This is a genomic window from Limnobaculum xujianqingii (assembly GCF_013394855.1).
In the GTDB taxonomy this organism is placed as follows: Bacteria; Pseudomonadota; Gammaproteobacteria; order Enterobacterales; family Enterobacteriaceae; genus Limnobaculum; species Limnobaculum xujianqingii.
The window spans coordinates 1,507,501-1,534,306 of the sequence record NZ_JABMLK010000001.1; the positions used below are offsets into that span (position 1 = coordinate 1,507,501).

The following is a 26,806-nucleotide window of genomic DNA, read 5'->3' on the forward strand; positions in this document are numbered from 1 at the left end:
CCAACCGCTGATATCCAGTTCATCATCCAGTGGTCGTTCTATCACATCTCTGCCCGGTTCAACGGTTAAATACCATTCAGGTTTATGCACATAAATAAAGCGAACATCATAATCGCTGTCCGTTGAAGCAAATCCCCATCCCCGGCTTCCAGATTCACAGGCATACAGTACTTTCACATCAAACTTTCTTTCTATCTCTTTCAGCTCATTCAGGATGCGATTTTTCATCTCTGCTGATACTGGATGGTCATCAACAGGTAAATCTTTACGATTAGTTAGTAATCCTTTTTGCATCGCATTTCTCCTTTTTATTCGTTATTACTTACGGTATTACTATCAGATATTGCAATCAGCTTGCCAACTTTCTTCTTATCATTAAAAGTAGATTTAATTTATTGTTTTAAATGAACATTAAAGTAATTAGTTTAATGCTGGAGAATTCTGAAAATATAAGATAATTTATTTATTCAGATAATGTTTATATTTAGAGATAAAATATGAAACGGATTGCAATTGGTGTGTTAGGTACCGTTCTGGATAAACGTGGTAAACGGGAAAACCGTTGGAATAAATGGCGTCCAACCGTAGGAATGTGCCAGCAACCTGATTTACATATTGACCGACTTGAGCTGATTCATGCTGCCAGAGATCGGGGAATGGCTGAGCAGCTGGTTCAGGATATCCATCTGGTATCGCCACAAACTGAAGTTAAACTCAATGCCATTACGTTAGATGATCCCTGGGATATTGAAGAGGTCTATACCAAGCTATTAGATTTTTCTGAACACTACCCTTTTGATACTGAGAATGAAGAGTACTTAGTTCACATCACCACAGGTACTCACATTGTACAAATCTGTTGGTTTTTACTTACCGAGGCCCGTTATCTGCCAGGTAAGTTAATTCAAACCATGCCGGACAGGAACAATAAGAGCGATGAACACCCCGGTAATCCTGAAGGTAATTACGCCATTATTGATTTGGATTTAAGTCGCTACGATCAGATATCTACTCGTTTCCAACAAATCAGTGAAAACTCGGTCTCTTATTTGAAAGCCGGTATTGCAACGCGCAATGCCACCTTTAACCGTCTGATAGAAGAAATAGAACGTGTCGCTATTCGTTCTACCGCACCAATATTGATGGTGGGACCCACCGGAGCAGGAAAATCATTCCTTGCCCGACGAATCTACGAACTTAAGCTGGAACGACATCAAATAAGTGGCCGATTCGTTGAGGTTAACTGCGCCACTCTTCGGGGTGATAGTGCAATGTCAACGCTGTTTGGTCATGTTAAAGGTTCATTTACCGGTGCTCAAACTGACCGACCAGGCCTGTTGCGAGCAGCAGATAATGGCATGTTATTTTTAGATGAAATCGGAGAGCTCGGGCTGGATGAACAGGCGATGTTGCTAAAAGCCATTGAAGAGAAAAAATTTCTTCCTTTTGGTAGCGACAAAGAAGCACAAAGCCACTTTCAACTTATTGCCGGTACCCATCGGGACTTACGCAAGCAAGTCAGTGAAGGTCTGTTTCGTGAAGATCTGTATGCACGCATTAACTTATGGACCTATAAACTTCCCGGTCTGGCTCAACGCAATGAAGATATCGAACCCAACCTGGATTATGAGTTAGCTCGTTTTGCTCGTGAACAAGGTGAACAAACTCGTTTTAATGCTGAATCACGCCGTAAGTATCTCTCATTTGCCACCTCATCTGAGGCGCTTTGGTCAGGTAATTTTCGTGAACTCAGCGCTTCTATTACCCGTATGGCAACACTGGCTGAATCAGGAAGAATTAGTGATGATATTGTCAATGATGAAATAAAACGTTTACAGGAAAGCTGGGGATATATCACTAAACCACTTTTATTACCCGAGTTGGATCAACCCATAGATCTGTTTGATCAGTATCAACTACAGGCTGTTATTGAAATCTGCCACACCAGTAGCAGCTTGTCGGAGGCAGGAAGGAAACTATTTGCCGTTTCCCGTCAGCAAAAACAGAACCCAAATGATGCCGATAGATTGAGAAAGTACCTCTCTCGTTTTGGCCTTAGCTGGGAAACACTGAAAAAAGATAAAACATAAAGTTAATCATTTTTCTCTTCGCTACATAATTCTGAACAAACAAAAAAATGGGTGACTATTGTCACCCATTTTTCAGTTACTTATTGATTATTGCTTAGCAACAATCTTGCCACCTTCAACATCCAGTACCACTGGTACTCCAGGTAATAACTGGCCAGAAAGAATTTGCTGTGCCAGCGGATTCTCAATTTCCTGTTGAATAGCCCGTTTCAATGGACGCGCACCATAAACCGGATCGTATCCCTCTTTAGCTAACAGATCCAAAGCGGCTTCAGACATGCTGACGATATAACCACGATCGTCCAGACGCTGATACAAACGTTCCAACTGAATTCGTGCGATGGATTTAATCATGCTCTCACCCAGCGGATGGAACACTACGGTTTCGTCAATACGGTTGATAAATTCCGGACGGAAGTGATGACCAACAACACTCATCACTAACTCTTTCATCTCGCCGTAATCCAGTTGACCAAAACGTTCCTGGATCATGTCAGATCCCAGGTTAGACGTCATGATTACCACGGTATTACGGAAATCAACGGTACGCCCCTGTCCATCAGTTAAACGACCATCATCCAGTACCTGCAACAGGATATTAAATACATCCGGATGCGCTTTTTCGACTTCATCCAGCAAAATAACTGAGTATGGACGACGACGAACTGCTTCTGTCAGATAACCGCCCTCTTCGTAACCAACATATCCCGGAGGTGCGCCCACCAGACGGGAAACACTGTGTTTCTCCATAAACTCGGACATATCGATACGCACCATGGCATCATCGCTGTCGAACATAAAGTTGGCCAGTGCTTTTGCCAGCTCGGTTTTACCTACCCCGGTTGGTCCCAGGAACAGGAATGAACCAATGGGTTTATTCGGATCGGATAAGCCTGCACGACTACGACGAATCGCATTCGATACCGCTTCAACCGCCTCATTTTGGCCTATCACTCGCTGATGCAGTTGTTTTTCCATGCGCAGTAATTTGTCACGCTCACCTTCCAGCATACGATCGACCGGAATACCCGTTGCTTTAGCCAGTACTTCAGCAATTTCAGCATCAGTTACTTTATTGCGCAGCAGCTTCATGGTCTTACCTTCAGAACTTTCCGCCAGCGCTAATTGCTTTTCCAGTTCCGGAATGGTGCCATACTGCAATTCAGACATTCTGGCCAAATCGCCTACGCGGCGCGCTTGTTCCAGAGTGGTTCTTGCCTGTTCCAGATCGGACTTAATGGTCTGGGTGCCGGATACCGCAGCTTTTTCCGCTTTCCACTCTTCTTCCAGCTCAGAATATTCACGCTCTTTTTGCTCTAACTCTTCGTTCAGCATTTCAAGGCGTTTCTTACTGGCTTCATCAGACTCTTTCATCAGCGCCTGCTGTTCCAGTTTTAACTGAATAATACGACGATCCAGACGGTCTAATGATTCTGGTTTAGAATCCATCTGCATACGAATGCTGGAGGCCGCTTCATCAATCAGGTCAATCGCTTTATCCGGTAACTGACGATCGGAAACATAACGATGCGACAATGTCGCTGCTGCAACGATAGCCGGGTCAGTAATTTGCACATGGTGGTGCAATTCATAACGTTCTTTTAAGCCACGCAAGATAGCAATAGTATCTTCCACGCTTGGTTCTGCGACATATACCTTTTGGAAACGACGCTCTAACGCCGCATCTTTTTCAATATACTGACGGTATTCATCCAGCGTTGTGGCACCTACACAGTGCAATTCACCACGGGCCAGCGCTGGTTTGAGCATGTTACCGGCATCCATTGCGCCATCACCTTTACCGGCACCAACCATGGTGTGTAGCTCATCGATAAACAGAATAACGCTGCCTTCCTGTTTCGCCAGATCGCTCAATACACCTTTTAAACGCTCTTCAAATTCACCACGATATTTCGCACCAGCGATCAATGCGCCCATATCTAAAGAGAGCACACGTTTGTTTTTCAGACCTTCAGGCACTTCACCGTTCACAATACGCTGAGCTAAACCTTCTACGATCGCGGTTTTACCAACGCCGGGTTCACCAATCAGTACCGGGTTATTTTTAGTACGACGTTGTAATACCTGAATGGTACGGCGAATCTCTTCATCACGGCCGATCACCGGATCCAATTTGCCTTGTTCTGCCCGTTCAGTCAGATCGATAGTATATTTTTTCAATGCCTGACGTTGATCTTCTGCACTTGCATCATCCACGCTTTCACCTCCTCTTAATTGATCAACCGCCTGAGTTAACCTTTCACTGGTTGCACCGGCTTTTTTCAGCAGATCGCTTAACTGACCGCGCTCTTGCAATGCAGCAAGAACAAACAGTTCGGAAGAGATAAATTTATCGTTACGCTTTTGAGCCAGTTTGTCGCACAGGTTCAGAATACGAACCAGTTCATTCGATGGCTGAACATCACCACCTGCGCCCTCAACCTGTGGGGCACGACTTAATGCATCATCCAGGTCGCGACGTAACCGGTTAATATCAACCCCGGCAGACGTCAGTAATGGACGAATGCTCCCACCATCCTGACTGAGCAAAGCGCTCATCAGATGAATAGGTTCTATAAATTGATTATCACGCCCTAACGCTAATGATTGAGCATCGGCCAGAGCGAGTTGAAATTTGCTGGTAAGACGATCCAGACGCATAACACCTCCAAGAACAAATCAACAATATATGTTGCTATGCCATATAGATAAGGGTGCGAGAGCGTTTTTCAAGACCAAAGTCAATATAAATTATTGAGGTGAGTTCACAGAATAAAGAAACGTTTTGATATCAATAGATTAATCAAACCAAATCAGACTGACCATTCTGCCGGTATCTCTTTCACGACGATATGAAAAAAAGAGTTCAGGTTGACTAACCGTACAGTAACTACCGCCATAAATTTTTTGTATACCCAGAGATTGAAGGCGCTGACGAGCCAGCAGGTAAATATCAGCCAGGTATTTATCGGCTCTGGGAGTAAATGCACTATCTGCAAGTGGATTTACCGCCATAAAAGCATCACGAACTTCTGGTCCAACTTCAAACTGCGTTGGGCCAATTGCCGGCCCCAACCAGGCAATAATGTTATCCGGCGTAGTCATAAAGTTTTCAACCGTCCGTTCAAGAATTCCCGCTTGAAGCCCTCGCCACCCGGCGTGGGCCGCCGCCACTTCATCACCATTTACCGAGCAGAATAGTACCGGAAGACAATCGGCGGTCATGATGGCGCAAACTTTACCCGGAGTACGGGTATAGCTGGCATCAGCACGTAAAGATATTGGTGTATTTTGCGTCAGAGTTAATACTTCAACACCATGAACTTGTTCAAGCCAGGTAATATCGCCGGAAATGTTTAACTGTTGCTCCAAACGCTGACGATTCTGTAACACAGCTGTTGGTTCATCACCAACATGGTTCCCCAGATTCAACGTATCATAAGGCGTTTGGCTGACGCCGCCATTACGCGTAGTGCTAACCGCTTTCACTCCTGCAGGTGCTATCCATTCCGGCGTTATTAGTGGGATCATTACCAGTTCAGCTCATCTTTAAAAATTTCAGTATCAGCACGTAGTGCGGCTATCAGTTGTACCATATCTTCCGGCAATGGCGCATGCCATTCCATCAGTTCACCGGTAATTGGATGATGCAAGCGTAACATGATGGCGTGCAGAGCCTGACGGTCGAAAGAGCGTAATTGCTGTATAAAAGCTTCAGATGCGCCTTTAGGTGGCCGAGGACGACCACCATATAATGGATCCCCTACCAGTGGATGAGTAATATGCGCCATATGCACGCGGATCTGGTGTGTCCGGCCCGTTTCCAGACGTAAGCGTAAACGGGTGTGGGCACGGAAGTGCTCCATAATGCGATAGTGAGTAACCGCGGGTTTACCCATTGGATAAACCGACATATGAGTACGTTTAGTTGGATGGCGCGCAATCGCTGCATCTACTGTCCCGCCACCGGCCATAGTACCAATTGCTACTGCTTCATATTCACGGGTAATTTCTCTGGCCTGCAACGCTTCTACCAGACGAGTCTGAGCCGGTACCGTTTTTGCTACCACCATTAAGCCTGTCGTGTCTTTATCCAGACGGTGAACAATACCGGCGCGCGGTACATCGGCAATTTGTGGGTAATGATGTAACAAAGCATTTAATACCGTGCCATCAGGGTTACCGGCTCCCGGATGCACAACAAAATCCCTTGGTTTATTGATAACGATAATATCGTCATCTTCATAAACAATGTTTAATGCAATATCTTGCGATTCCCAACGTACTTCTTCTTCGATCAGCGCATCAATTGCGATACACTCACCACCCAAAACTTTTTCTTTAGGTTTGGCGATTATTTGACCGTTTACTGATACACGCTCTTCCAAAATCCATTCTTTTATGCGAGAACGTGAATAATCAGGGAACAATTCGGCCAAAGCCTGATCTAATCGTTGTCCGAGTTGTGACTCGGCAACTGTTGCTGTGAGTTGTACTTGCTGTGACATAAAATAACTTCTTAAGTTTTAAGTTGGGTTTTCGCGGCAATGCCGTTTAAAATAATGTGCTATTGTAACTGGTACTCACCGGAAGCTGAATGGATAGCTTCCAGAACAACACTCTGAGGATAAGCAAAACGTCATGATGCGTATGAAATATTTAGTGGCCTCTGCCATATTGAGCCTGACGTTGGCAGGTTGCTCATCGGACACTGTCCCCGATAATCCGCCATCGGAAATGTATGCAACCGCGCAAGAAAAACTACAAAGCGGTAACTTCCGGGGCGCCATCACAGAACTGGAAGCGCTTGATAACCGCTATCCATTTGGCCCTTATTCACAGCAAGTGCAACTGGACCTGATCTACGCTTATTATAAAGCAGATGAGTTACCAATGGCACAAGCCACTATCGATCGCTTTGCCCGTTTAAACCCTACGCACCCTAACATTGATTATGTTATGTATATGCGCGGTTTAACCGATATGGCGTTCGACGGTAATACGGTACAAGATTTCTTTGGTATTGACCGTTCGGATCGCGATCCGCAACATGCTCGCGCCGCATTTCGCGACTTTACTCAGTTGGTGCAAAGCTTCCCACAAAGCGCCTATGCTGCTGATGCTCAAAAACGCTTAGTCGCGTTGCACAACCGTCTGGCTAACTACGAGCTTTCCGTTGCGCAATATTACACTAAGCGCGGCGCTTTTGTTGCAGTAGTTAACCGCGTTGAACAAATGATGCGTGATTATCCTGATTCTGAAGCAACGCGCAATGCATTACCGTTAATGGAAAATGCATACCGGCAGTTAAATCTGGCGTCTCAGGCGGATAAAGTCAAAAAGATTATCGAAGCTAACGATATCAAAGGCTGATTGTTTTAATAGTATCTTCAGTTAATCGCTATGCGAATAATGCATAGCGATTAACTTATTACTTCTCTTCTTTATCTGTCACTTTATCCCTCTCTTTATTTTCTCACAGTAAATTTATTTCCTGATATTTACAATATTCATAAAACTCGCTAGGTTATTGCGGATAACCCATATTTATTGAATAAATATTCATTATAAGAGAGAAAATTATGGACAGACGTACGCTATTAAAATCGTCAGGATTACTGCTGGGTGGATTAACCTTTGGCAATTTGGCCACCGGCGTCGCCAGAGCCAGTCAGGATCATCAAACCGCCAGTGCTGCAAAAGTTTTACCGACACCAACCAAAGAACAACCACTGTTACTTAACTTTAATGAAAACTCTCTGGGAATGTCGCCTAAAGCGCAGCAAGCCGTGGTTAATGCCCTACCTCAAGCCTTCCGCTATCCGGATGCTGCCAGAGAGCAATTAATTGAAAAAATAGCAGAAAGCCACAAACTACAATCAAAAAATATCTCATTAGGTAACGGCTCATCAGAATCCATTCAGGCTGTGGTTCAAATGGCTATTTATCAGGCCCAAAAAGCGGGTCAGAAAGTTCAGGTTATTGTTCCCGATCCAACCTTCAACTATGCCGAGCTATACGCTAAAGCGCTTGGTGTTGCAGTGATTAAAGTGCCACTAAACGATAAGCTGGCGTTTGATATTGCGGCAATGAAGAAGATTGCCGATGAGTTCCCAGGTTTATCCATTGTGTATCTGTGTAACCCGAATAATCCAACAGCAACCATTACACCAGCTGACCAGATTGATCCATGGATTAAAACAGCATCAGAACGCACCCTGTTCCTGTTGGATGAAGCCTATGCTGAGTTCGTCACCGATCCCCGCTTTAGCAGTGGCATTGAGTTGATTTTAAAACAACATAAAAACGTGGTGGTAACCCGTACTTTCTCTAAAATTTATGCCTTAGCAGGCCTGCGTATTGGCTATGCTGTTGCCCATGAAGAAATTATCGCTCAGGTTGAAGACTTTATTTCACTGGATAATACCAATGCAGCCGGAGCGGTTGCAGCACTTGCCTCGCTGGATGACAAGACCTTCCTGACTATCAGTAAGACATCTGTAGAAACTGCTCGTAAGATTGTTACCAATGCACTGGATGAGCTGGGTCTGGAATATTTGCCCTCACAGGCTAACTTTATCTTCCACAAAGTACCGGGAGAGGTAAAAACCTATCAGGACAGAATGAAAGAATACCATGTGTTTGTTGGCCGTGAGTTCCCACCAGCTAAAGGTTGGAATCGCCTGACATTGGGCACACCAGAAGAAATGACAACCTTTGTTAGCGTGCTAAAAGAGTTTCGTAGTAAAGGCTGGGTCTGATTTACAGAAGTTTTCATAAAAAAGGGCTTAGCACTGCTAAGCCCTGTATATAACTAATAGCTTTTGGATGTTGCTTAAGCTTTACTACCAAGACGCTCTTTGATACGAGCAGACTTACCAGCACGCTCACGCAGATAGTACAGTTTAGCCTGACGAACGGCACCACGACGTTTAACAGTAATGCTGTCAATAACAGGTGAGTGAGTCTGGAATACACGCTCTACACCTTCGCCGTTGGAAATCTTACGAACAGTGAACGCAGAATGCAGACCGCGGTTACGAATAGCGATAACCACGCCCTCGAATGCCTGCAGACGTTTCTTACTACCTTCAACGACCCATACCTTAACTTCCACGGAATCACCCGGACGGAATGCAGGTACGTCCTTTTTCATCTGTTCTTGTTCAATTTGCTTAATAATGTTGCTCATAATATCTCTCTTACCCTAGGTAAACTGAAACTGCGGGAACGAATATCCTTCCCTTATTAGTCTTGCTGTTGGTGTTCCTGTTGGAACTGTTTCAACAGCATTGCTTGCTCATCAGTCAGAGCTAGGCTTTTTAGAAGCTCAGGTCTTCTAAGCCAGGTTCGACCCAGCGACTGTTTCATGCGCCAAAGACGAATATGTTCATGGTTGCCCGATAGTAATACTGCCGGTACTTCCATATCATCTAACACCTCAGGTCGGGTATAGTGCGGACAGTCCAACAAACCGTCAGCAAACGAGTCCTCTTCTGCTGACATTTGATGCCCCAGTACTCCCGGAATAAATCGGGAAACCGAATCAATCAATGTCATCGCGGGAAGCTCGCCGCCACTGAGAACATAATCACCGATAGACCATTCTTCATCGACTTCGGTTTGTATTACGCGCTCATCCACGCCTTCATACCGGCCACAAATCAAAATCAACTTCTGATTAGTTGCCAGCTCGCAAACACCCTGTTGGTCCAGTTTGCGACCCTGTGGAGAAAGATAAATAACTTTCGCCCCTTCGCCTGCCGCTGCTTTTGCCGTGTGTATTGCATCCCGTAAGGGCTGAACCATCATCAACATCCCCGGTCCGCCGCCATAAGGTCGGTCGTCCACAGTACGATGCCGATCGTGCGTGAAGTCGCGTGGACTCCAGCAGGTTACACTCAGCAGGCCATTTTTTACTGCTCGGCCGGTTACCCCATAATCGGTAATCGCGCGGAACATTTCGGGGAACAGGCTAATTACACCAATCCACATACTTAACGTTCCATTTGCTACTACCGCCAGACGCTTAACGCATCAAATACGGAGTTAGAAACCAGGATCCCAATTAACTTCAATTAATTGAGCAGTGAGATCGATTTTTTTGATAACTTGTCCATCCAGGAACGGAATTAAACGCTCCTTGGCGCCAAAAGCATCTTTCAGATTTGCTCTAACCACCAAAACGTCATTAGAACCGGTTTCCATCATATCTGTGACTTTACCCAGTTCGTAACCTGAAGTTGTTACTACCTGACAGCCCATAAGGTCTTTCCAGTAGTAATCACCCTCTTCCAGTGGTGGCAGTTGCTCAGCTTCAACGGCAATTTCGCAATTGGTTAAACTGTTAGCAACTTCACGATCGTCAACGCCTTTCAGCTTGATGATCAAATCTTGATTGTGGCGTTTCCAGCCTTCCAGCTCGATAACCCGCCATTCACCAGCCCGCTGGATATACCACGGCTGATAATCAAAAATGCTTTCAGACTGCTCGGTGGATGAGAACACTCTGAGCCAACCCCGGATGCCATACGTAGAACCCAGTTTCCCGAGAACTACCGGATTTAGTAGCTTGCTCATTTGTTGACACCCAGACAAATTATGCTGCTTTGTTTGCGTCTTTGATCAGCGAAGCTACGCGATCAGAAACGGTTGCACCCAGACCAGTCCAATGATTGATACGGTCCAGATCTAAACGCAGACGTTCTGCCTGACCGGTTGCAACCGGGTTGAAGAAGCCTACGCGTTCGATGAAGCGACCGTCACGTGCATTACGACTGTCGGTCACAACAACTTGATAAAACGGACGCTTTTTAGCGCCGCCACGAGCTAAACGAATTGTTACCATAACATCCTCTTTAGTTAATAAAACACACAGACCCCATCGAGGAACGGGGTCTGGTGCAATATAAAAAGCCCGAAAATTTTACTCATTTTGGCGCAAAAAGCAACCTAAAGCGCCTGATATTAGTGATTCAATTCCAAAAGTGGCTGGAACTGAGACTACATCACTCAATAAACAGGTGTAACTTACCACATAAATCAATTGACCATGTCGGAATAAAGCATTTCGACTCGGTTTAATTTAGTTGTAAATATTAGATAGAAAGAATTCAGCTCAAACAAACCTCAGAAAAAGTAACAATGCAAAGAAAGCAGGACGCATGCAAAACAAGTATTAGATCCAAATCAAAAGCGTGTTTGATCGGTTTTCTTTTCTCTTATCAGAAACGCTATACTCGGGTTCCTTGCTAAAAATAAGGTTATAACTATGTCAGCAATTTCCTCTTATTTGACTCAACATCAGAGTCGCATTTTGGCCGATCTTGAATTATTAGCTAAAGCCGAATCCCCTTCCCATGACAAAGCGGCGGTTGATGCCTGCGGTCAGGTTCTACAAAAACTATTTATGGAGCATTTAGGGGCAAAAGCCGAGGTTTTCCCTCAAACTGAATACGGCGACCATCTGGCGTTTGATATTGGTACTGGTTCGCAGCACACCCTGATTCTGGGCCATTTTGATACCGTTTGGGACATTGGTCGCCTGAGCTTACGTCAGGAAGATGGCAAGCTATTTGGCCCCGGAGTACTGGATATGAAAGGAGGCCTGGTTCAGGCTATTTGGGCAGTTAAAGCACTAAAAGAACTCAATCTGCTAGGGGATCGCCATATCCGTTTTCTGTGCAATGCCGATGAGGAATTAGGCAGCCCAAGTTCTCGTCCGATTATTGAACAACAGGCGAAAAACTATCAACAGGTACTGGTAGCTGAACCAACCACCGCAAGTGGCGCACTAAAAACCGGTCGTAAAGGTACCGGACGTTTTTATGTTCATATCAAAGGACGTGCGGCTCATGCGGGTAACAACCCGGAAGATGGTATCAGCGCCATTCAGGAAATGTCTTATCAGATTCAGCATCTGCACTCACTTAACGCACCGCAAAATGGCACCACGGTTAACGTTGGGATCGTCAGCGGCGGCAGCAAGATTAACGTAGTCGCAGAAGAAGCCAATCTGAGCATAGACGTACGGGTAACCCGACTGGACGAAGCCGAACGCATTCATCAGGCAATATACGGTTCAATTGCCAAACTTGATGGCATCAAGTTAACGATAACGGGTGGTATGGTTCGCCCGCCAATGGAACGAAACTCTGCCTCTGCCGGACTAATGGCAAAAGCACAAGATGCAGCGAAAGCGCTGGGTTTTGAAGTAACTGATGCCGCCGTTGGTGGTGGTAGTGATGGTAACTTTACTGCTGCGATGGGTATTCCAACTCTGGACGGATTAGGCTCAACGGGCGCAGGTCCGCATGCTGAATATGAGCATATTAATATTGCTGATATGGCTCCACGTTCAGCCCTGCTGGCTGAATTGATTACCCGGTTATAATCAAAATAGTTCGTATTAATGACAGAATATGATAATTCAGTTTTGCACCTTAAATAGCCAATCGGAGGGAGACCTTTCCGTTTGGGTCGACTTGGCGTAAGCCAACGAAGCGCCCATAGGAAAGGTAGGCCCGACGCGTTCCACCGCTAAATACAGACGAGTTACCGACCGTTACTGATGCCAATATAAGCACAGTGTTTTTACGGTCGGAATATACGTAGGTGTTGATTTATTAAGTTTGTCAGTAGTCTGAAGGGCACCCAATAGTGCCCTTTTTTATAGCTAAAAGTAAAATTGACTCACGATAAATCAATATCTTTAATACCAAAGAAATAAGTCACCACAAAACCGCCGATATAAGAAACTAACAAACCGGCGGTATACACACCTATACCAGCAAAAATACCGTGATTAGACGTCATTAACGGAATCGCCACCAACCCTGACGGTCCAAAAACCGTATTTAAACCAACCGGTAATCCCATATAGGCAACCAAACCAATAAAGAAACCACCAATAGCCCCACCGATACAGGCAGTGACAAAAGGCTTAACTCTTGGCAATGTAACGCCATAAATCAGTGGTTCGCCTACTCCCAGCAGACCTGGAATAATCGCGCCACGAATTTGGGTACGTAATAATGAAGTCTTATCTGATTTAACATACAACGCCAGAGCCGCGCCTACCTGCCCTGCTCCAGCCATGGCTAAAATAGGGAATAAGGAGTTAAAACCCTGCGCGTCCATCAGAGCGAAATAGACCGGAATAAATCCCTGATGAATCCCAAACATGACCGATATCAGGAACAGACCGGCCAGAATGGCACAACCAATCGGATTACCATTTAAATGCAGGAACAACCAGGACATACCACTAAACAGAACGCCACCAAACGGCATAATCGCCACAAAAGTTACTGCGCCCATAATCAGTAAAGTGATCGTAGAAGTGAGGATCATATCTAAATTATCAGGAATAAAACGTCTGACACCGCGTTCTACATAAGCGCCCACAATAGTCGCAATCAGTACCCCGATAATGTTGCCCTTCGGCACAATATGCAGACCAAAGAAGTTATCCATACCGGAATAGATTCCAGCGGTTGCATTAGGGTCATAGCCCAGAATAAACAGTGAAGCAATAATCGCCCCATTCACACCAGACCCACCAAAAGCCTGCTGGGCGTTATAACCAATCATGATACTCAGAAAAGCGAACAGACCTTTGCTGAACAATTTCATGTACGCTATAACATGTAGCAAGTAACCGCTCACCTCCTGACCGCTCTGAACGTAAGATTGTTCTATCAGCGTGGCAAAACCTAATAACAGACCTGCTGCAATAAATCCCGGGATAAGTGGAGTAAAGATAGTGGCAAACTTAGTTAAAAAATGATGAACAGCACTATTCTGCTTAGATTTCATCTCTTTCTTTTTCGAAGAGGCAATATCTTTTAACTGAGTTTCACCAGCAGGTTTGGTTGCACTTTCCATTGGTTGCTCTGACAGAACAGCACTCACTAATTCAGCCGCCGCCTGTGCTTTTCCTGGCCCTACAATAATTTGTAGTTGGTTATCGCTCTCTACCACCCCCATTACGCCAGGAATAACCTTAAGGCGACTCTTATCAACCATCTGATTATCTTTCAGCGTTAATCGCAATCTCGTCATGCAATTACCGCTTTTCAGAATATTTTCCTGTCCACCGATTGCAGCAACGATCTCTTCAATCATCTCTCTGGTGATTTTAGCCATATCTTTTTCTCATTCCCGCGCTGATTATTTAGAGGCGATTGCCGCACGAATAAATCCATGACTGGCTGATAAAGCCTGTTTAGCCTGCTCTGCATTCATACCGGTTAATACCATCACAATGGCAGTTTTACAGTGGCGCTGACATTGTGATAACGCTTGCTCAGCCTCTTCCCGACTGCAGTCCGTTGCCTGCATCACGATATTTTTTTGCCTTTCTACCAGCTTGGCGTTAGTTGCTTCCACATCCACCATCAGGTTGCCATATACTTTGCCAATTTTTATCATTGAGCCCGTGGTTAACATATTCAGGACCAACTTTTGAGCCGTTCCTGCTTTCATACGTGATGAACCGGTAACCACTTCACCACCAACAACCGGGGTAATAGCAATATCTGCCTGTTGAGCAATTGGACTATCCGGATTACAGCTAATACTGATAACGTTAGCCCCCAGTGATTTAGCGTACTCCATTGAAGCAATTACATAAGGCGTTCTGCCGCTGGCGGCAATGCCAACCAATACATCTTTATTGCTGAAGCTGATAGCTTTTAAATCCTCAATGCCTAACTCCAGGCTATCTTCTGCATTTTCTACCGCTTTAAAGATCGCCTGATGACCACCAGCAATCAGACCAATAACCTGTTCAGGTTTAGTACCGTATGTTGGTGGGCATTCACTGGCATCGAGAATACCCAGTCGACCGGAGGTTCCGGCACCGCAGTACACCAAACGACCACCGTCAGTAAAAGCGCTGCTGATAATATCTACTGCATCCGCAATATGCTGTAACTCCTTTTCAACGGCCAACGCGACTTTTTTGTCCTCGTTATTTATCACTCGTAGCATCTCCAGCGTTGATAGCTGGTCGATATCTTCACTCGCCGTATTGCGGCTTTCAGTGACCATGGAGTTTAAATCAATATTCATATGGACCTCAGTAAACTTGTTATTGCTATCACTAATCATATTTGGAATTTTTTATTCCAAAAATAAACTAAAATAAATAATAAATTATTCCTTAAAAGAGATAAAAACAGAACCATCAATATGTGATTGGCATCACGTATTAAACAACAGATAAATCAGAGAGGAATTAGCCGGAGAAATGATTACAGACTGATTTTATTCACTAATTCGCGGCTTTGTTGAATTAGTAAATTAGCATGTTCCTGATTATGCTGAACCAATCCCATAAACAATAGATCGGTAATTGCATTTTGAGCGGTACGGGAAGAGATAGAAGAACTGCGCCACTGACTTTCATCCGCTACGGAATGAAGAGCATAATCAGCCAGATTTTTTAACGGATTACTTTTTAAACTGGTAATTGTTACCAGCTTAGCTCCCTGTTTTTTAGCGACTTCTGCCGCCAGAACCACTTCACGACGCATCCCGGAATAGGAAACAGCGATTTGAACATCGTCTGGTCCCAACGTTTGGGCGATAGTTAGCTGAACATGGCTGTCCATCTCAGAAAAAGCAGGAATGCCAATTTTTAATAATTTATAAGTGAGATCTTTCGCAATTAGAGCTGAGCCACCAACGCCGGTAATATGCACTTTTTTAGCATTGAAAATCTGCTCAACCACCAGCTCAAATATTTGAGGCTGCAAAGCATTCATGGTTTCACGCAATGCGCTTTGCTTTTCTAACAGTAACTTACCAGCAATCTCAAGCAGGGTATCATCACCGGTAATTTCATTATGCAGATGCAACGCTGACTTACTGGCTACCAGCTCACTACGCCCCAACTCTTCACTGATGGCCAGTTTAAATGCGGTATAGCCTTTAAAACCCAGTTTTTGCGTGAATTTAACTACCCCTGACTGACTAATATTTAAAATTGTCGCCAGTTCCTGAGATGAAAGCTCCCTGATTTTTTTGGGATTTTCCAGTATATATTCAGCAATCTTTTTTTCCATTGGGGGAAACTGAGCCAGATTGGTGGCTATCACAGCTAAACACGCCATTTATCTCATCTCCCCCATGGAACTATCAATATATCTGATTAACGCATCATACCCGGTGGCATCATGCCTTTCATACCGCGCATCATTTTCGCTAATCCACCTTTCTTCATCTTTTTCATCATACGCTGCATATCGTCGAACTGTTTCAGCAAGCGGTTAACGTCCTGTACCTGCATACCTGAACCAGCCGCAATACGACGCTTACGTGAACCTTTGATGATTTCCGGACTGGCACGCTCTTTCAGCGTCATGGAATTAATAATCGCCTCCATACGCACCAGTAATTTGTCATCCATTTGTGCTTTTACGTTATCCGGAATCTGGCCTGCTCCCGGCAATTTGCTCATCATGCTGGCCATTCCGCCCATGTTGCGCATTTGCTTAAGCTGGTCCAGAAAGTCGGTCAGGTCAAAACCGTCGCCTTTCTTCAGTTTATTTGCCAGCTTTTCCGCTTGTTCACGGTCAACTTTACTCTCAAGATCTTCAATCAAAGAGAGCATGTCGCCCATGCCAAGAATACGCGATGCTACGCGATCCGGATGGAAAGGCTCCAGCGCTTCGGTCTTCTCACCAATACCAAGGAACTTAATCGGTTTACCGGTAATATGACGAATAGAAAGCGCCGCACCACCACGTGCATCACCATCTACTTTGGTCAGTACTACACCGGTTAATGGCAGTGCTTCATTAAACGCTTTCGCCGTATTAGCCGCATCCTGGCCGGTCATGGCATCAACCACAAACAGTGTTTCTACCGGGTTAATAGCGGCATGAACCTGTTTGATTTCGTCCATCATCGCTTCATCAGCGTGTAGACGACCGGCGGTATCGACAATCAGAACGTCATAGAATTTAAGCCTGGCCTGTTTTAAAGCATTATTGACGATATCAACTGGTTTTTCCTGAGCATCGGACGGAAAGAAATCAACACTAATAGCCTCCGCCAGAGTTTCTAACTGACGGATCGCTGCCGGGCGATAAACGTCGGCAGAAACCACCAGTACTTTCTTCTTTTGTTTTTCTTTCAGGAATTTAGCCAGTTTGGCAACGCTGGTGGTTTTACCCGCCCCTTGCAAACCCGCCATTAATATTACTGCTGGTGGTTGAGCAGCCAGATTGAGGCTGTTGTTTTCCTCACCCATTGCCGCAACCAGTTCGTTACGAACAATTTTGACAAACTCTTGTCCAGGGGTCAGGCTCTTATTAACTTCCTGCCCAACGGCACTTTCTTTAACTTTATTAATGAAATCGCGAACCACCGGTAAAGCTACGTCAGCTTCTAACAACGCCATACGAACTTCACGCAGTGTATCTTTAATATTTTCTTCGGTCAGTCGCCCACGGCCACTGATGTTGCGCAGCGTGCGCGACAATCTATCGGTTAAGTTTTCAAACATCGTCTTATGCCCAACATGATGGTAATCCGCGACAGCGGTAAAATTTTAGCAAGTATAACACGAACAATACTCAGGTCAGTTACCGATACTTATTGAGAATTGATTGGAGGGAATCGCCACTAACGTTATACTGGTTACACTTTTTTCCATGGTTTATGCAAACATTAATTATTATGCCTGTTTTCGCCATATTATCACTGATCGCATATCTGACTAGTCTTGGGTTGATTATTCCCAGTCTGTTAAGAAAAAAAGGCATTCATCGTCGCTGGACGCTGATATCGGCCATTATTGCGCTCGTTTTTCACGGAATCGCTCTTCAACAGCGTATTTTTGATGTCGACTATGGCCAAAATCTAAGTTTGCTTAATATTGCTTCAGGAACCAGCCTGTTGATCAGTGCCATCATGACATTTGTGGCTTCTAAAGATCGCGGCTGGATACTACTTCCTATTGTTTACAGCTTTTCCATTATCAATCTGGCGCTGGCCAGCTTTACTCCCTGGGAGTTTATTACCCATTTGGAAGATAGCCCAACGCTGCTGGTTCATATCGTCTTAGCCCTGTTCTCTTATGCTACGCTGATTATTGCAGCGCTGTACGCGATTCAAATTGCCTGGATTGATTATCGCCTGAAGAATAAAAAACTCTCCTTCAGCCCGGATATGCCACCGCTGTTGTCTATTGAACGTAAGTGTTTTCATATCACCCAGGTTGGTGTCATTCTGCTCACCTTAACGTTACTGAGCGGCGTTCTTTATCTGGATAATCTGCTTGGTCAGGAAAATGTGCATAAAACCACGCTCTCAACCATGGCATGGCTAGTCTATTTGGTCTTACTTTGGGGCCACTACAGTAAAGGCTGGCGCGGTCGTAAAGTGGTATGGTTTAGCCTGAGCGGAGCATTTTTACTGACTATGGGCTATTTTGGCAGCCGACTGATTCAGGAACTTTTAGCGCATTAACAGCTTTTCATTCAAGCTGTTTATATACTATATCGTATAGCTCATCATAACTGAGGACATTTATCGGTGGACGACGTATCAACCCGTCTTAATTGTCATGGTGCTGATTTCAGCCTATTTCTCAGCCTCGGAAACGGGGATGATGACGCTGAACCGTTACCGACTCCGCCACCTTGCCAGTAAGGGCAACCGTCAGGCACGACGAGTTGAAAAACTGCTTCAGCGTCCGGACCGTTTAATCAGCCTGGTTTTAATTGGCAATAATCTGGTTAATATTCTGGCCTCCTCACTGGCTACTGTTATTGGTATCCGCCTCTATGGCAACCTCGGTGTCGCCATTGCTACTGGTATTCTGACCTTTGTTATTTTGGTGTTTGCAGAAGTTCTGCCAAAAACTGTTGCGGCGCTCTATCCTGAGCGAGTAGCATTTCCCAGCAGTTTTTTACTGAAACCGCTGCAGAAAATCATGGCACCGTTGGTCTGGTTACTAAACGGCATAACCCGCCTGATTATGCATCTGTTTGGTTTACGTTCGGACGTTAAAGGCAGTGATGCCGTCAGTAAAGATGAACTGCGCACTATCGTAAACGCCTCAAATCCGCTAATTTCTCATCGTTACCAAAGCATGCTGTTATCGGTACTGGATTTAGAAGTTGTCAATGTTGATGACATTATGGTTCCACGCCATGAGATTGTCGGAATTAACGTAAATGACGAATGGAAAGATATTCTTAAGCAGCTAACTCATTCCCCTCATGGCCGTATTGTGCTATATCGCGATACTCTGGATGATGCCATCGGTATGTTACGGGTTCGCGAAGCTTATCGTCTGATGATGGAAAAAAGTGAGTTTAATAAAGAGACTATGTTGCGCGCAGCGGACAAAATCTACTTTATTCCGGAAGGAACACCACTCAACGTACAGTTAGTTAAATTTCAACGCAATCGTGAAAAAGTCGGCATCATTGTTGATGAGTATGGCGATATTCAGGGGCTGGTTAGCGTAGAAGATATTCTTGAGGAAATCGTGGGTGACTTCACTACCTCTATGTCTCCTTCGCTGGCTGAAGAAGTAGTACCTCAGGCAGACGGCTCAGTTTATATTGATGGCAGTGCCAGTATCCGGGAGCTGAATAAAGCTTTTGGCTGGCACTTACCGACATCTACTGCTAAGACCATTAACGGATTGCTGCTGGAGTATTTTGAAGATATCCCGGTAGCAGGCACCCACGTAGACTTCAAAAACTATTCTGTCGATATTATCGAAGTGAATAACAATATGATTAAGCAGGTGCTGATTCGCCCACTCAACGGTGAACCACCGGCGAAAAATCTGAAAAAGAAATAGTAGAATACGGATAGATTACTGATAAAACAAAACCCGCTTTCGCGGGTTTTGTTTTTTAACAGCTTAACGACATAACTGCAGATAACTAAATTACAAATGTAACTCAGATAATTTTTCTGCCGGTAATGCCAGTTCATCGTTGTGGTTCACCCGAATGCCGCTATCAATAATGTGGCGGGCAATATCATGGGCTTCTTTCAATGAGTGCATTTCATAGGTACCACACTGAAATTCATTCAGTTCAGGGATCTTATTTTGATCCTGCACTTTAAGAATATCAGCCATTGCATCTTCCCATGCTTTAGCTACCCGTCCTTCTTCTGGTTGACCAATCAGACTCATATAGAATCCGGTACGGCACCCCATTGGAGAAATATCGATAATCTCAACGCCGTTACCGTTCAGATGGTCGCGCATAAATCCGGCAAACAGATGCTCCAGCGTATGGATACCTTTCTCTGGCAGAATTTCCATATTCGGGCGACAGAAACGTAAATCAAACACTGTGATGGTATCCCCATGAGGTGTTTGCATTGTTTTTGCAACCCGGACAGCGGGCGCAGCCATGCGGGTATGGTCAACGGTAAAACTATCTAACAATGGCATTTTCGTCACCTTATAAAAAAATAATTTTTTTTACTTAAACAGGAAACCTTTCTCGAAAACGTGAGTCCTAATAAGTACAAGAACACTCGTTATCATCATCCCTCTTTAGAGATGTTTATAAGGCCACTAGATATGTGGCCTTTCTTTTATCCAATTAACGCTGGTTTTGTTCAGCCAGATATTCATCAAAGCTCATCGTATCCCGCTGTTCCATCTCTTGCTGACGACGGAGAGAAGCGACGCGTTCAGACTCCATCGCGTCTTCGGTTAATACACTTAACGGTTCTGATTGCAACATCTGACGATATTGTTCTGCCAACGCCAGACCAAAACTGCCAATACCAACATCTTTGATGGCCTGTAGCATTCTGCCAGAGAAGGTCAGTTCAGGATCTTCAAACGCTGATATTAATTTATTGCATACATCCTGATATTGCGAATTTTTGTTTGAGCCATCCAGCACTTCAGCAACCCGTAATAAATCAGCAAACAACGATTTACCAACCACTTCCAGCGGCTGACGAGCCGTATCACAACCAATACCAATAGTCTGCCCTGGTTTACGCCCTTCCAGAATAACCCGATTCCAGTTATGGCGAGTACACTGAAGTTCTTCACTACTCATTTCTGGCGCATCCGCCAGCGTACACCAAATCAGGAACAGATCGAGGAAACGAGCCTGATCGGCATCAATACCTATTGGTGAGAACGGGTTGATATCCAGCGCTCTGACTTCAATATATTCCACACCACCACGCAATAATGCATCAGATGGTGATTCGCCTTTGCGCGTAACGCGTTTTGGCCGGATTGGTGCATAGAATTCATTTTCTATTTGCAAAACATTACTGTTGATCTGTTGGTAATGACCATTACTCTTCTCATCCAAATGTTTAAACTGTTCAGCTGGAATAGAAATGGCTTTTTTCAATCCTTCCACATAAGTGGTCAGATTGTTAAAGGTGATACCAAGATTGCTTTGTGCCGTATTGGTATAACCCAGATCGCTCATACGTAATGAAGTTGCATAAGGCAAATAACAGGCCCCGCTTTTCAGCTTTTCAAAAGGCATTTTGTTTTCACGGCCTTTAATAAAAGAGGAGCAAAGTGCAGGAGAAGCACCAAACAGATAAGGGATCACCCAGCCATAGCGATAATAGTTACGAATCAGACGGAAGTATCCTTCCGAAATTTTCTCTTTACCACTTTCAGCATCCGTTATTCCTTCTCGTGCTTGCCAGAATTCTAATGGCAGAGAGAAGTTGTAATGAACACCTGAAATGGTCTGCATTAACGCACCGTAGCGATTCTTTAACCCCTCACGATACAGGGTCTTAAAACGGCCGACGTTTGAAGTACCGTACTGAGCTAACTCAATTTTGTCTTCTGAACTGATAAAGCACGGCATACTTAATGGCCACATCAGTTCAGAACCCAAATCACGACTCACGTGGCGGTGAATATCACGCAGGAAAGCCAGCAGATGATCGACATTTCCATCCACCGGCGTAATGAACTCGAGCAATGCCTCAGCAAAGTCTGTTGTTATCCAGCGATGAGTCAACGCCGAACCCAATGATTTAGGGTGCGGAGTCGTCGCCAGATGGCCATCTGAAGTTATGCGGAGGGTCTCACGTTCAATACCACGTTGAATACCATTTAAAGCCTGAGGGTGCGCTTCCAGCCAGGATAGCGCTTTCGATACGTCCGGGATCAATTCGACCTCCCGTAATCAATGTTCATACAACCTGCCGAAACCGAAGATTCATATCAGTACTTTTCTCTTTTGTTAGCTAAAAAAAGAGATGCCTTTTAGAGTAATAGCCATCACAAGCAAGTAGCGCAGCGATTTCCCTAACAGCATAAAAAAAGTCACCGACCACCAGGGTAAACGTAACCACCCGGCCAGCAGACACAATAAATCACCCATTACGGGCAACCAACTTAATAACAACGCTGGCGAACCATAACGTTGTAGCCATTTCATAGCCAATTCTAATCGAGGGTGATGTTTAGGTACTGGCGCTATTCGGCCAATGATGACATTCGTCAGCCCTCCTAGCGTATTCCCTATAATCGCCACTACCAGCAATAACCACGGAGCTGTATTTACTGTGGTTAGCAAAGTGGCAAATACCACTTCTGAATTGCCCGGCAGTATAGTCGCACTCAAAAAACTGCTGCTAAAGAGCGCTGATAGCGATAATGCATCACTCACAAATAACGAACATCCACGGCGTCCATACCAGCAGCTTTAGCTGCCTGAAGGCCAAATGGTGCATCTTCAAACACGATGCAAGAATCAGGAGTTACTTTCATTAACTGCGCACAGAGTAAGAAAGTATCCGGTGCCGGTTTATGATGTTGTACATCATCGGCACCAACAATCGCCGTAAAATAATCTTTTAGCCCAACGTGTTGCAACAGCCTTTCTGCAAAGCCATGCATACTACCTGTACCCACTGCCATTGGGCGTTTTCCACGATAAGATTTAACCACTTCAACAATTGGCAATGGTTTAACCATATCCAATACCATCTCTTCGACAATATCGAATTTTTCCTGCGCTAATTTATAAGGGTCCATATCAACCTGATAGCTGTTGATAACAAACTCGGCAATCTTCCAGGAAGGTGAACCATTCAGAGCGATAACTTTTTCTAAATCCAGTTCCATACCATATTTTGCCAGCACTTCATTCCAGGCTTTTCGATGCCCTTCTTCGGTATCCAGCAAGGTGCCATCCATGTCAAAGATCAACCCCTGATAGCGGTCATACATAACAGACCCCTCAATATTTAGGTAACAGATAACAAACTATTCGGCTACTTTAACTTAAAAGCTAATTAATGTCGCTGATTGAGTTAACTGGTTAGCAGATTATGTAACACAATATAAACCCATATATTTATTAAGGTTAATTATCAATATCAAGCAAGAAAATGACTATTTTCACGAAAACATTATCTATCCAGAACAACACGTTGTAACAACTAAGCCACATAAATAGCGCGTTTATAGTGAATTCTATACTTGATTTTACTATAATAACCGACGGTTCATAGCCAAGGCTCCATGCCAAAACAAATTCTATGCGCAACGTTTTTTTATTTGGGAACGCGCAGAATAGGGACATATACATATACTGGAAAGTAACTCTTAAATTATGAAAGCCGTTATCATTACATCAGCTCTGTTATTCAGTTTGTCTTTCAATGCCGTCGCAGAAGAATCGGCAGATGACGGTATTTGGGAAACCATTAAGAGCAATGTTAAACAAACCTGGAATTCCCCTACCCGTGACCTCTATGTGCCTCTGAATACCTGGCATAACCGAGCCATGTATGACAAAGATAAAACCGACTCTTATAACGAGAGACCTTGGGGGGTTGGCTATGGCGTATCGCGATTCGACAATGAAGGAAACTGGCATTCTATTTACGCAATGGAATTTCAGGATTCACATAATCAATTTCAACCAATTGCTGGTTATGGCTATCAGAAAAACTGGTATTTTGGTAAAGACCGAGACTGGCGCTTAGGATTGGGTTTCACTGCAGCAATTACTGCACGCCACGACTATTCCTATATTCCAATCCCATTACCACTGCCGCTATTCTCAATAGAATATAAACAGTTTGCTATTCAAAACACCTATATTCCTGGTACCTATAACAACGGTAACGTCTTATTTACCTGGGCTCGCTGGCAGTTCTAGCTGAGAGCTTTCTCAGAGTCGGTAACGTTAACCCTTTTTCTCAGGCAGGTTAACGTCCGGCCTGATTATTTAAGCCCTGTGACTAAAGTTCTATTAACATCTATTCTGGATGTAATAACAGTAGAACTTCACTTTATCGCCTGATTATACCCTTAGCCACAGAGAGAATTTATGGATCAAGCACAACATCATCCTTCGGGCAAAACTCGTCATAAAGAGTATTCACTCATTCTGACTATGATTACCATTCCTGTACTGCTCTTTATGCAGCACAATACTAACCTTCTGATTACTGTCTTAATTAACCTTCTTGCACTGGTTACGATTCTGGGTGCAGCTTTTAGTGTGGTTCGTCATGCTGACGTACTGGCTCACAGATTAGGAGAACCCTATGGTTCACTGATCCTGAGTCTGGCTGTGGTAATACTGGAAGTCAGCCTGATTTCTGCGCTGATGGTTACCGGTGATACTGGGCCAACGCTAATGAGGGATACGCTATATTCTGTCATTATGATAGTCATGAGTGGGCTGGTAGGGATATCTTTGTTATTGGGTGGCCGTAAGTTTGCAACTCAACACGTTAATTTGGCCGGTATCAAACAATATTTGACCGCGTTATTGCCATTAGCAATTATCGTTCTGGTCTTACCCGCGACCTTTGGCAGTGGAACCTTTAGCTCTGGCCAACTTTTAATTATCGCCCTGCTGTCTGCCGCAATGTATATCGTGTTTCTGACTATACAAACTAAAACTCACCAAAATCTGTTTATATATGAACACGAAGATGAAGGTGATGGCCCGGACGATCATCATGGAAAGCCCTCTGCTCATGGTAATGCCTGGCATGCATGCTGGTTAGTCGTTCATCTGGTTGCTGTTATCGCCGTTACAAAAATCAATGCCGGATCGCTGGAGTATTTATTAACCGAGTTACATGCACCACCACAATTTACCGGCTTTCTGATCGCATTATTAATTCTTTCACCGGAAGGTCTGGGGGCTTTGAAAGCGGTAATGAATAATCAGGTACAGCGAGCTATGAATCTGTTCTTTGGCTCTGTATTGGCAACGATTTCCCTTACGGTACCAGCCGTCGTAATTATTGCGATGATCACTGGTCAACATTTGGTCTTTGGCCTGTCGACCTCCAATGCTGTATTACTTATTACCGTATTGCTGCTTTGTCAGAGTTCATTTGCAACCGGCAGAACCAATGTGCTAAACGGAGCGGCTCATCTGGCCATATTTGTTGCTTATCTGTTAGTCCTGATGATGGGATAACTCTCACCTCTCACTAAAAAACGCCACTAAATTTCAGTGGCGTTTTTATTTCTGTTGCTCTGTCTTCCCTTCTCCTGTCTGGCTTTTCATTTTTTCACTCAATTAGATAAACACAAACGCTGTTTATTGACCATGATTAGAGGTACTTTGTGTTACGCGAATAAAGCTCAGTTTCCCCTTATCAGTATTAATGAAGGAAGCCATTATGAGTCAAAGTCCAAATATCAACCGTCGTATTGTTCTTGCCTCTCGCCCTTATGGTGCCCCTACTCCGAATGATTTTCGTCTGGAACAGCAACCTATTGCTGTTCCAGGTGTGGGTGAAGTACTACTGCGCAATGTTTATCTTTCCCTCGACCCTTATGTGCGCAGGCGTATGAGTGATGCTCCATCCTATTCTCCTCCAATGGAGATAAATGATGTTATTGTTGGTGGTACCGTTAGTAAAGTAGTGCAATCCAACCATCCTGAATTTCAGGTTGGTGACTGGGTAGTAGGCCAGGCCGGTTGGCAAGATTATACGGTGAGTGATGGTCAAGGCATTATCAAACTGGATAGTGTTATTCCTCACCCTTCTTATGCATTAGGTATTCTTGGAATGCCAGGATTTACCGCCTACATGGGGCTTCTGGACATTGGTCAACCCAAAGCTGGAGAAACGTTGGTAGTAGCCGCCGCAACAGGCCCGGTGGGTGGTACCGTAGGTCAGATAGCTAAACTGAAAGGATGTCGGGTAGTCGGTATTGCTGGCGGCGCTGAAAAATGCCGTTATGCAGTAGAAACATTGGGATTTGATGTATGTCTCGACCATTATCAGCCGGATTTAGCCCAACAGTTAGCCAACACTTGCCCTCAGGGAATTGATATCTACTATGAAAATGTAGGAGGCAAAGTGTTTGATGCAGTTCTTCCATTACTAAACCCGCGCGCCCGTATTCCTGTTTGCGGCATCATTTCACAATACAACGCCACTGCCCTGCCAGATGGCCCTGACCGACTCAGCCTGCTGGAAAGTATTATTTTGAAAAAAAGAATTCGTATGCAGGGATTCATTATTTTTAATGACTATGCCCACCATTTTGGCGAATTTATCCAGCAAATGGGGCAATGGGTATCTGAAGGCAAAATCAAATATCGGGAACATCTGGTTCAGGGGTTGGAAAACGCACCTGAAGCCTTTATCGGCCTGTTAAAAGGCGAGAATTTCGGAAAATTAGTTATTCAGCTAGGCAATGAGAACTAATTGTCACAGTTCAACACTGATCTATTCAATTTTATTATTTG

The 26,806-nt window shown here is 44.4% G+C and carries 25 protein-coding genes (1 of these 25 cut by a window edge); 9 read left to right on the forward strand and 16 right to left on the reverse strand.

Annotated features, from left to right (window positions below; all coding sequences use genetic code 11):
• Positions 1–294 carry the 5' end (the start) of a nucleotidyltransferase domain-containing protein gene (locus tag GOL65_RS06855; protein ID WP_218652007.1) on the reverse strand. It extends 534 nt beyond the left edge of the window, so 294 of the gene's 828 nt are visible here — the first part of the coding sequence; the start codon lies at positions 292–294; its stop codon lies beyond the left edge, outside the window.
• Positions 295–497: 203 nt separating this feature from the next.
• Here GOL65_RS06855 and rtcR point away from each other — a divergent pair, with 203 nt between their 5' ends.
• Positions 498–2,090, forward strand: coding sequence for an RNA repair transcriptional activator RtcR (gene rtcR, locus GOL65_RS06860; RefSeq protein ID WP_140919874.1), 1,593 nt, complete (start codon positions 498–500; stop codon positions 2,088–2,090).
• A gap of 87 nt (positions 2,091–2,177) precedes the next feature.
• Here rtcR and clpB read toward each other — a convergent pair whose 3' ends face one another.
• The 3 genes from clpB to rluD all read right to left on the reverse strand — a co-directional run bounded on the left by clpB (position 2,178) and on the right by rluD (position 6,598).
• Positions 2,178–4,751 carry an ATP-dependent chaperone ClpB gene (gene clpB / locus GOL65_RS06865; protein WP_140919875.1) on the reverse strand — a complete coding sequence of 858 codons (2,574 nt, stop codon included), beginning with the start codon at positions 4,749–4,751 and terminating at the stop codon, positions 2,178–2,180.
• A gap of 138 nt (positions 4,752–4,889) precedes the next feature.
• A complete protein-coding gene (gene yfiH, locus GOL65_RS06870; protein WP_140919876.1) occupies positions 4,890–5,621 on the reverse strand; it encodes a purine nucleoside phosphorylase YfiH in 732 nt (243 codons plus the stop codon).
• On the reverse strand, positions 5,621–6,598 hold the full coding sequence (gene rluD / locus GOL65_RS06875; protein WP_140919877.1) for a 23S rRNA pseudouridine(1911/1915/1917) synthase RluD: 978 nt from the start codon (positions 6,596–6,598) through the stop codon (positions 5,621–5,623). Before rluD ends, yfiH begins: the two co-directional genes overlap by 1 nt.
• 133 nt (positions 6,599–6,731) lie before the next feature.
• On the opposite strand from rluD, the gene bamD reads away from it, so the two are divergent.
• On the forward strand, positions 6,732–7,463 hold the full coding sequence (bamD, locus tag GOL65_RS06880; protein ID WP_140919878.1) for an outer membrane protein assembly factor BamD: 732 nt from the start codon (positions 6,732–6,734) through the stop codon (positions 7,461–7,463).
• A gap of 209 nt (positions 7,464–7,672) precedes the next feature.
• Positions 7,673–8,851 (forward strand): pyridoxal phosphate-dependent aminotransferase, encoded by a 1,179-nt coding sequence (locus GOL65_RS06885; protein ID WP_140919879.1) that lies wholly within the window; start codon positions 7,673–7,675, stop codon positions 8,849–8,851.
• 74 nt (positions 8,852–8,925) lie between these two features.
• Here the strand turns inward: GOL65_RS06885 and rplS are convergent, their stop codons facing one another.
• The 4 genes from rplS to rpsP are packed head-to-tail and all read right to left on the reverse strand — an operon-like array spanning position 8,926 to position 10,938.
• Entirely contained in the window at positions 8,926–9,282 is a 357-nt protein-coding gene (gene rplS / locus GOL65_RS06890; protein WP_130592852.1) for a 50S ribosomal protein L19, read from the reverse strand.
• Between the two features lie 56 nt (positions 9,283–9,338).
• Entirely contained in the window at positions 9,339–10,085 is a 747-nt protein-coding gene (gene trmD / locus GOL65_RS06895; RefSeq protein WP_140919880.1) for a tRNA (guanosine(37)-N1)-methyltransferase TrmD, read from the reverse strand.
• Positions 10,086–10,139: 54 nt separating this feature from the next.
• Positions 10,140–10,670 (reverse strand): ribosome maturation factor RimM, encoded by a 531-nt coding sequence (gene rimM / locus GOL65_RS06900; protein WP_140919881.1) that lies wholly within the window; start codon positions 10,668–10,670, stop codon positions 10,140–10,142.
• A gap of 19 nt (positions 10,671–10,689) precedes the next feature.
• On the reverse strand, positions 10,690–10,938 hold the full coding sequence (rpsP, locus tag GOL65_RS06905; RefSeq protein WP_130592857.1) for a 30S ribosomal protein S16: 249 nt from the start codon (positions 10,936–10,938) through the stop codon (positions 10,690–10,692).
• A gap of 423 nt (positions 10,939–11,361) precedes the next feature.
• Here rpsP and GOL65_RS06910 point away from each other — a divergent pair, with 423 nt between their 5' ends.
• A complete protein-coding gene (locus GOL65_RS06910) occupies positions 11,362–12,483 on the forward strand; it encodes a M20 family metallopeptidase (protein WP_140919882.1) in 1,122 nt (373 codons plus the stop codon).
• 299 nt (positions 12,484–12,782) lie between these two features.
• On the opposite strand, the gene murP is transcribed toward GOL65_RS06910, so the two are convergent.
• From murP to ffh, 4 genes are all read right to left on the reverse strand, one after another.
• Complete coding sequence (gene murP, locus GOL65_RS06915; protein ID WP_140919883.1) at positions 12,783–14,237, reverse strand: PTS N-acetylmuramic acid transporter subunit IIBC; 1,455 nt, start codon at positions 14,235–14,237, stop codon at positions 12,783–12,785.
• A 24-nt stretch (positions 14,238–14,261) separates the two neighbouring features.
• Positions 14,262–15,164, reverse strand: a complete 903-nt coding sequence (murQ, locus tag GOL65_RS06920; RefSeq protein WP_140919884.1) for an N-acetylmuramic acid 6-phosphate etherase — start codon at positions 15,162–15,164, stop codon at positions 14,262–14,264.
• Between the two features lie 182 nt (positions 15,165–15,346).
• Positions 15,347–16,207, reverse strand: a complete 861-nt coding sequence (locus tag GOL65_RS06925; RefSeq protein ID WP_140919885.1) for an SIS domain-containing protein — start codon at positions 16,205–16,207, stop codon at positions 15,347–15,349.
• Positions 16,208–16,245: 38 nt separating this feature from the next.
• Positions 16,246–17,604, reverse strand: coding sequence for a signal recognition particle protein (gene ffh, locus GOL65_RS06930; protein WP_140919886.1), 1,359 nt, complete (start codon positions 17,602–17,604; stop codon positions 16,246–16,248).
• Between the two features lie 173 nt (positions 17,605–17,777).
• Here ffh and GOL65_RS06935 point away from each other — a divergent pair, with 173 nt between their 5' ends.
• Together GOL65_RS06935 and GOL65_RS06940 are read left to right on the forward strand one after the other, a co-directional pair.
• Positions 17,778–18,569, forward strand: a complete 792-nt coding sequence (locus tag GOL65_RS06935; RefSeq protein WP_140920062.1) for a cytochrome C assembly family protein — start codon at positions 17,778–17,780, stop codon at positions 18,567–18,569.
• 58 nt (positions 18,570–18,627) lie between these two features.
• Positions 18,628–19,917 carry a CNNM domain-containing protein gene (locus tag GOL65_RS06940; RefSeq protein WP_267313823.1) on the forward strand — a complete coding sequence of 430 codons (1,290 nt, stop codon included), beginning with the start codon at positions 18,628–18,630 and terminating at the stop codon, positions 19,915–19,917.
• A 90-nt stretch (positions 19,918–20,007) separates the two neighbouring features.
• Here GOL65_RS06940 and luxS read toward each other — a convergent pair whose 3' ends face one another.
• The 4 genes from luxS to yqaB all read right to left on the reverse strand — a co-directional run bounded on the left by luxS (position 20,008) and on the right by yqaB (position 23,304).
• A complete protein-coding gene (gene luxS, locus GOL65_RS06945; protein WP_140919887.1) occupies positions 20,008–20,523 on the reverse strand; it encodes an S-ribosylhomocysteine lyase in 516 nt (171 codons plus the stop codon).
• 154 nt (positions 20,524–20,677) lie between these two features.
• Positions 20,678–22,240 carry a glutamate--cysteine ligase gene (gene gshA / locus GOL65_RS06950; protein ID WP_140919888.1) on the reverse strand — a complete coding sequence of 521 codons (1,563 nt, stop codon included), beginning with the start codon at positions 22,238–22,240 and terminating at the stop codon, positions 20,678–20,680.
• A 72-nt stretch (positions 22,241–22,312) separates the two neighbouring features.
• Positions 22,313–22,741, reverse strand: coding sequence for a YqaA family protein (locus GOL65_RS06955; protein WP_140919889.1), 429 nt, complete (start codon positions 22,739–22,741; stop codon positions 22,313–22,315).
• Complete coding sequence (gene yqaB / locus GOL65_RS06960) at positions 22,738–23,304, reverse strand: fructose-1-phosphate/6-phosphogluconate phosphatase (RefSeq protein WP_130592874.1); 567 nt, start codon at positions 23,302–23,304, stop codon at positions 22,738–22,740. Before yqaB ends, GOL65_RS06955 begins: the two co-directional genes overlap by 4 nt.
• Positions 23,305–23,686: 382 nt before the next feature.
• On the opposite strand from yqaB, the gene pagP reads away from it, so the two are divergent.
• From pagP to GOL65_RS06975, 3 genes are all read left to right on the forward strand, one after another.
• The gene (gene pagP / locus GOL65_RS06965; protein ID WP_407657496.1) at positions 23,687–24,241 is read left to right on the forward strand and encodes a lipid IV(A) palmitoyltransferase PagP; all 555 of its coding nucleotides are present in this window, start codon (positions 23,687–23,689) and stop codon (positions 24,239–24,241) included.
• A 171-nt stretch (positions 24,242–24,412) separates the two neighbouring features.
• Positions 24,413–25,522 (forward strand): sodium-potassium/proton antiporter ChaA, encoded by a 1,110-nt coding sequence (gene chaA, locus GOL65_RS06970; protein ID WP_140919891.1) that lies wholly within the window; start codon positions 24,413–24,415, stop codon positions 25,520–25,522.
• A 205-nt stretch (positions 25,523–25,727) separates the two neighbouring features.
• Positions 25,728–26,765, forward strand: coding sequence for an NADP-dependent oxidoreductase (locus GOL65_RS06975; RefSeq protein WP_140919892.1), 1,038 nt, complete (start codon positions 25,728–25,730; stop codon positions 26,763–26,765).
• The last annotated feature ends 41 nt before the right edge of the window (positions 26,766–26,806 follow it).

Bases quoted from the DNA above. Each gene is read 5' to 3' on its own strand.
- rluD (WP_140919877.1), bottom strand. From the start codon at position 6,598: ATGTCACAGCAAGTACAACTCACAGCAACAGTTGCCGAGTCACAACTC.
- GOL65_RS06910 (WP_140919882.1), top strand. From the start codon at position 11,362: ATGTCAGCAATTTCCTCTTATTTGACTCAACATCAGAGTCGCATTTTG.
- rpsP (WP_130592857.1), bottom strand. From the start codon at position 10,938: ATGGTAACAATTCGTTTAGCTCGTGGCGGCGCTAAAAAGCGTCCGTTT.
- murP (WP_140919883.1), bottom strand. From the start codon at position 14,237: ATGGCTAAAATCACCAGAGAGATGATTGAAGAGATCGTTGCTGCAATC.
- rimM (WP_140919881.1), bottom strand. From the start codon at position 10,670: ATGAGCAAGCTACTAAATCCGGTAGTTCTCGGGAAACTGGGTTCTACG.
- ffh (WP_140919886.1), bottom strand. From the start codon at position 17,604: ATGTTTGAAAACTTAACCGATAGATTGTCGCGCACGCTGCGCAACATC.
- chaA (WP_140919891.1), top strand. From the start codon at position 24,413: ATGGATCAAGCACAACATCATCCTTCGGGCAAAACTCGTCATAAAGAG.
- rplS (WP_130592852.1), bottom strand. From the start codon at position 9,282: ATGAGCAACATTATTAAGCAAATTGAACAAGAACAGATGAAAAAGGAC.
- rtcR (WP_140919874.1), top strand. From the start codon at position 498: ATGAAACGGATTGCAATTGGTGTGTTAGGTACCGTTCTGGATAAACGT.
- luxS (WP_140919887.1), bottom strand. From the start codon at position 20,523: ATGCCATTGTTAGATAGTTTTACCGTTGACCATACCCGCATGGCTGCG.
- GOL65_RS06925 (WP_140919885.1), bottom strand. From the start codon at position 16,207: ATGGCGTGTTTAGCTGTGATAGCCACCAATCTGGCTCAGTTTCCCCCA.
- clpB (WP_140919875.1), bottom strand. From the start codon at position 4,751: ATGCGTCTGGATCGTCTTACCAGCAAATTTCAACTCGCTCTGGCCGAT.
- GOL65_RS06935 (WP_140920062.1), top strand. From the start codon at position 17,778: ATGCCTGTTTTCGCCATATTATCACTGATCGCATATCTGACTAGTCTT.
- yfiH (WP_140919876.1), bottom strand. From the start codon at position 5,621: ATGATCCCACTAATAACGCCGGAATGGATAGCACCTGCAGGAGTGAAA.
- yqaB (WP_130592874.1), bottom strand. From the start codon at position 23,304: ATGTATGACCGCTATCAGGGGTTGATCTTTGACATGGATGGCACCTTG.
- murQ (WP_140919884.1), bottom strand. From the start codon at position 15,164: ATGAATATTGATTTAAACTCCATGGTCACTGAAAGCCGCAATACGGCG.
- trmD (WP_140919880.1), bottom strand. From the start codon at position 10,085: ATGTGGATTGGTGTAATTAGCCTGTTCCCCGAAATGTTCCGCGCGATT.
- GOL65_RS06975 (WP_140919892.1), top strand. From the start codon at position 25,728: ATGAGTCAAAGTCCAAATATCAACCGTCGTATTGTTCTTGCCTCTCGC.
- bamD (WP_140919878.1), top strand. From the start codon at position 6,732: ATGATGCGTATGAAATATTTAGTGGCCTCTGCCATATTGAGCCTGACG.
- GOL65_RS06885 (WP_140919879.1), top strand. From the start codon at position 7,673: ATGGACAGACGTACGCTATTAAAATCGTCAGGATTACTGCTGGGTGGA.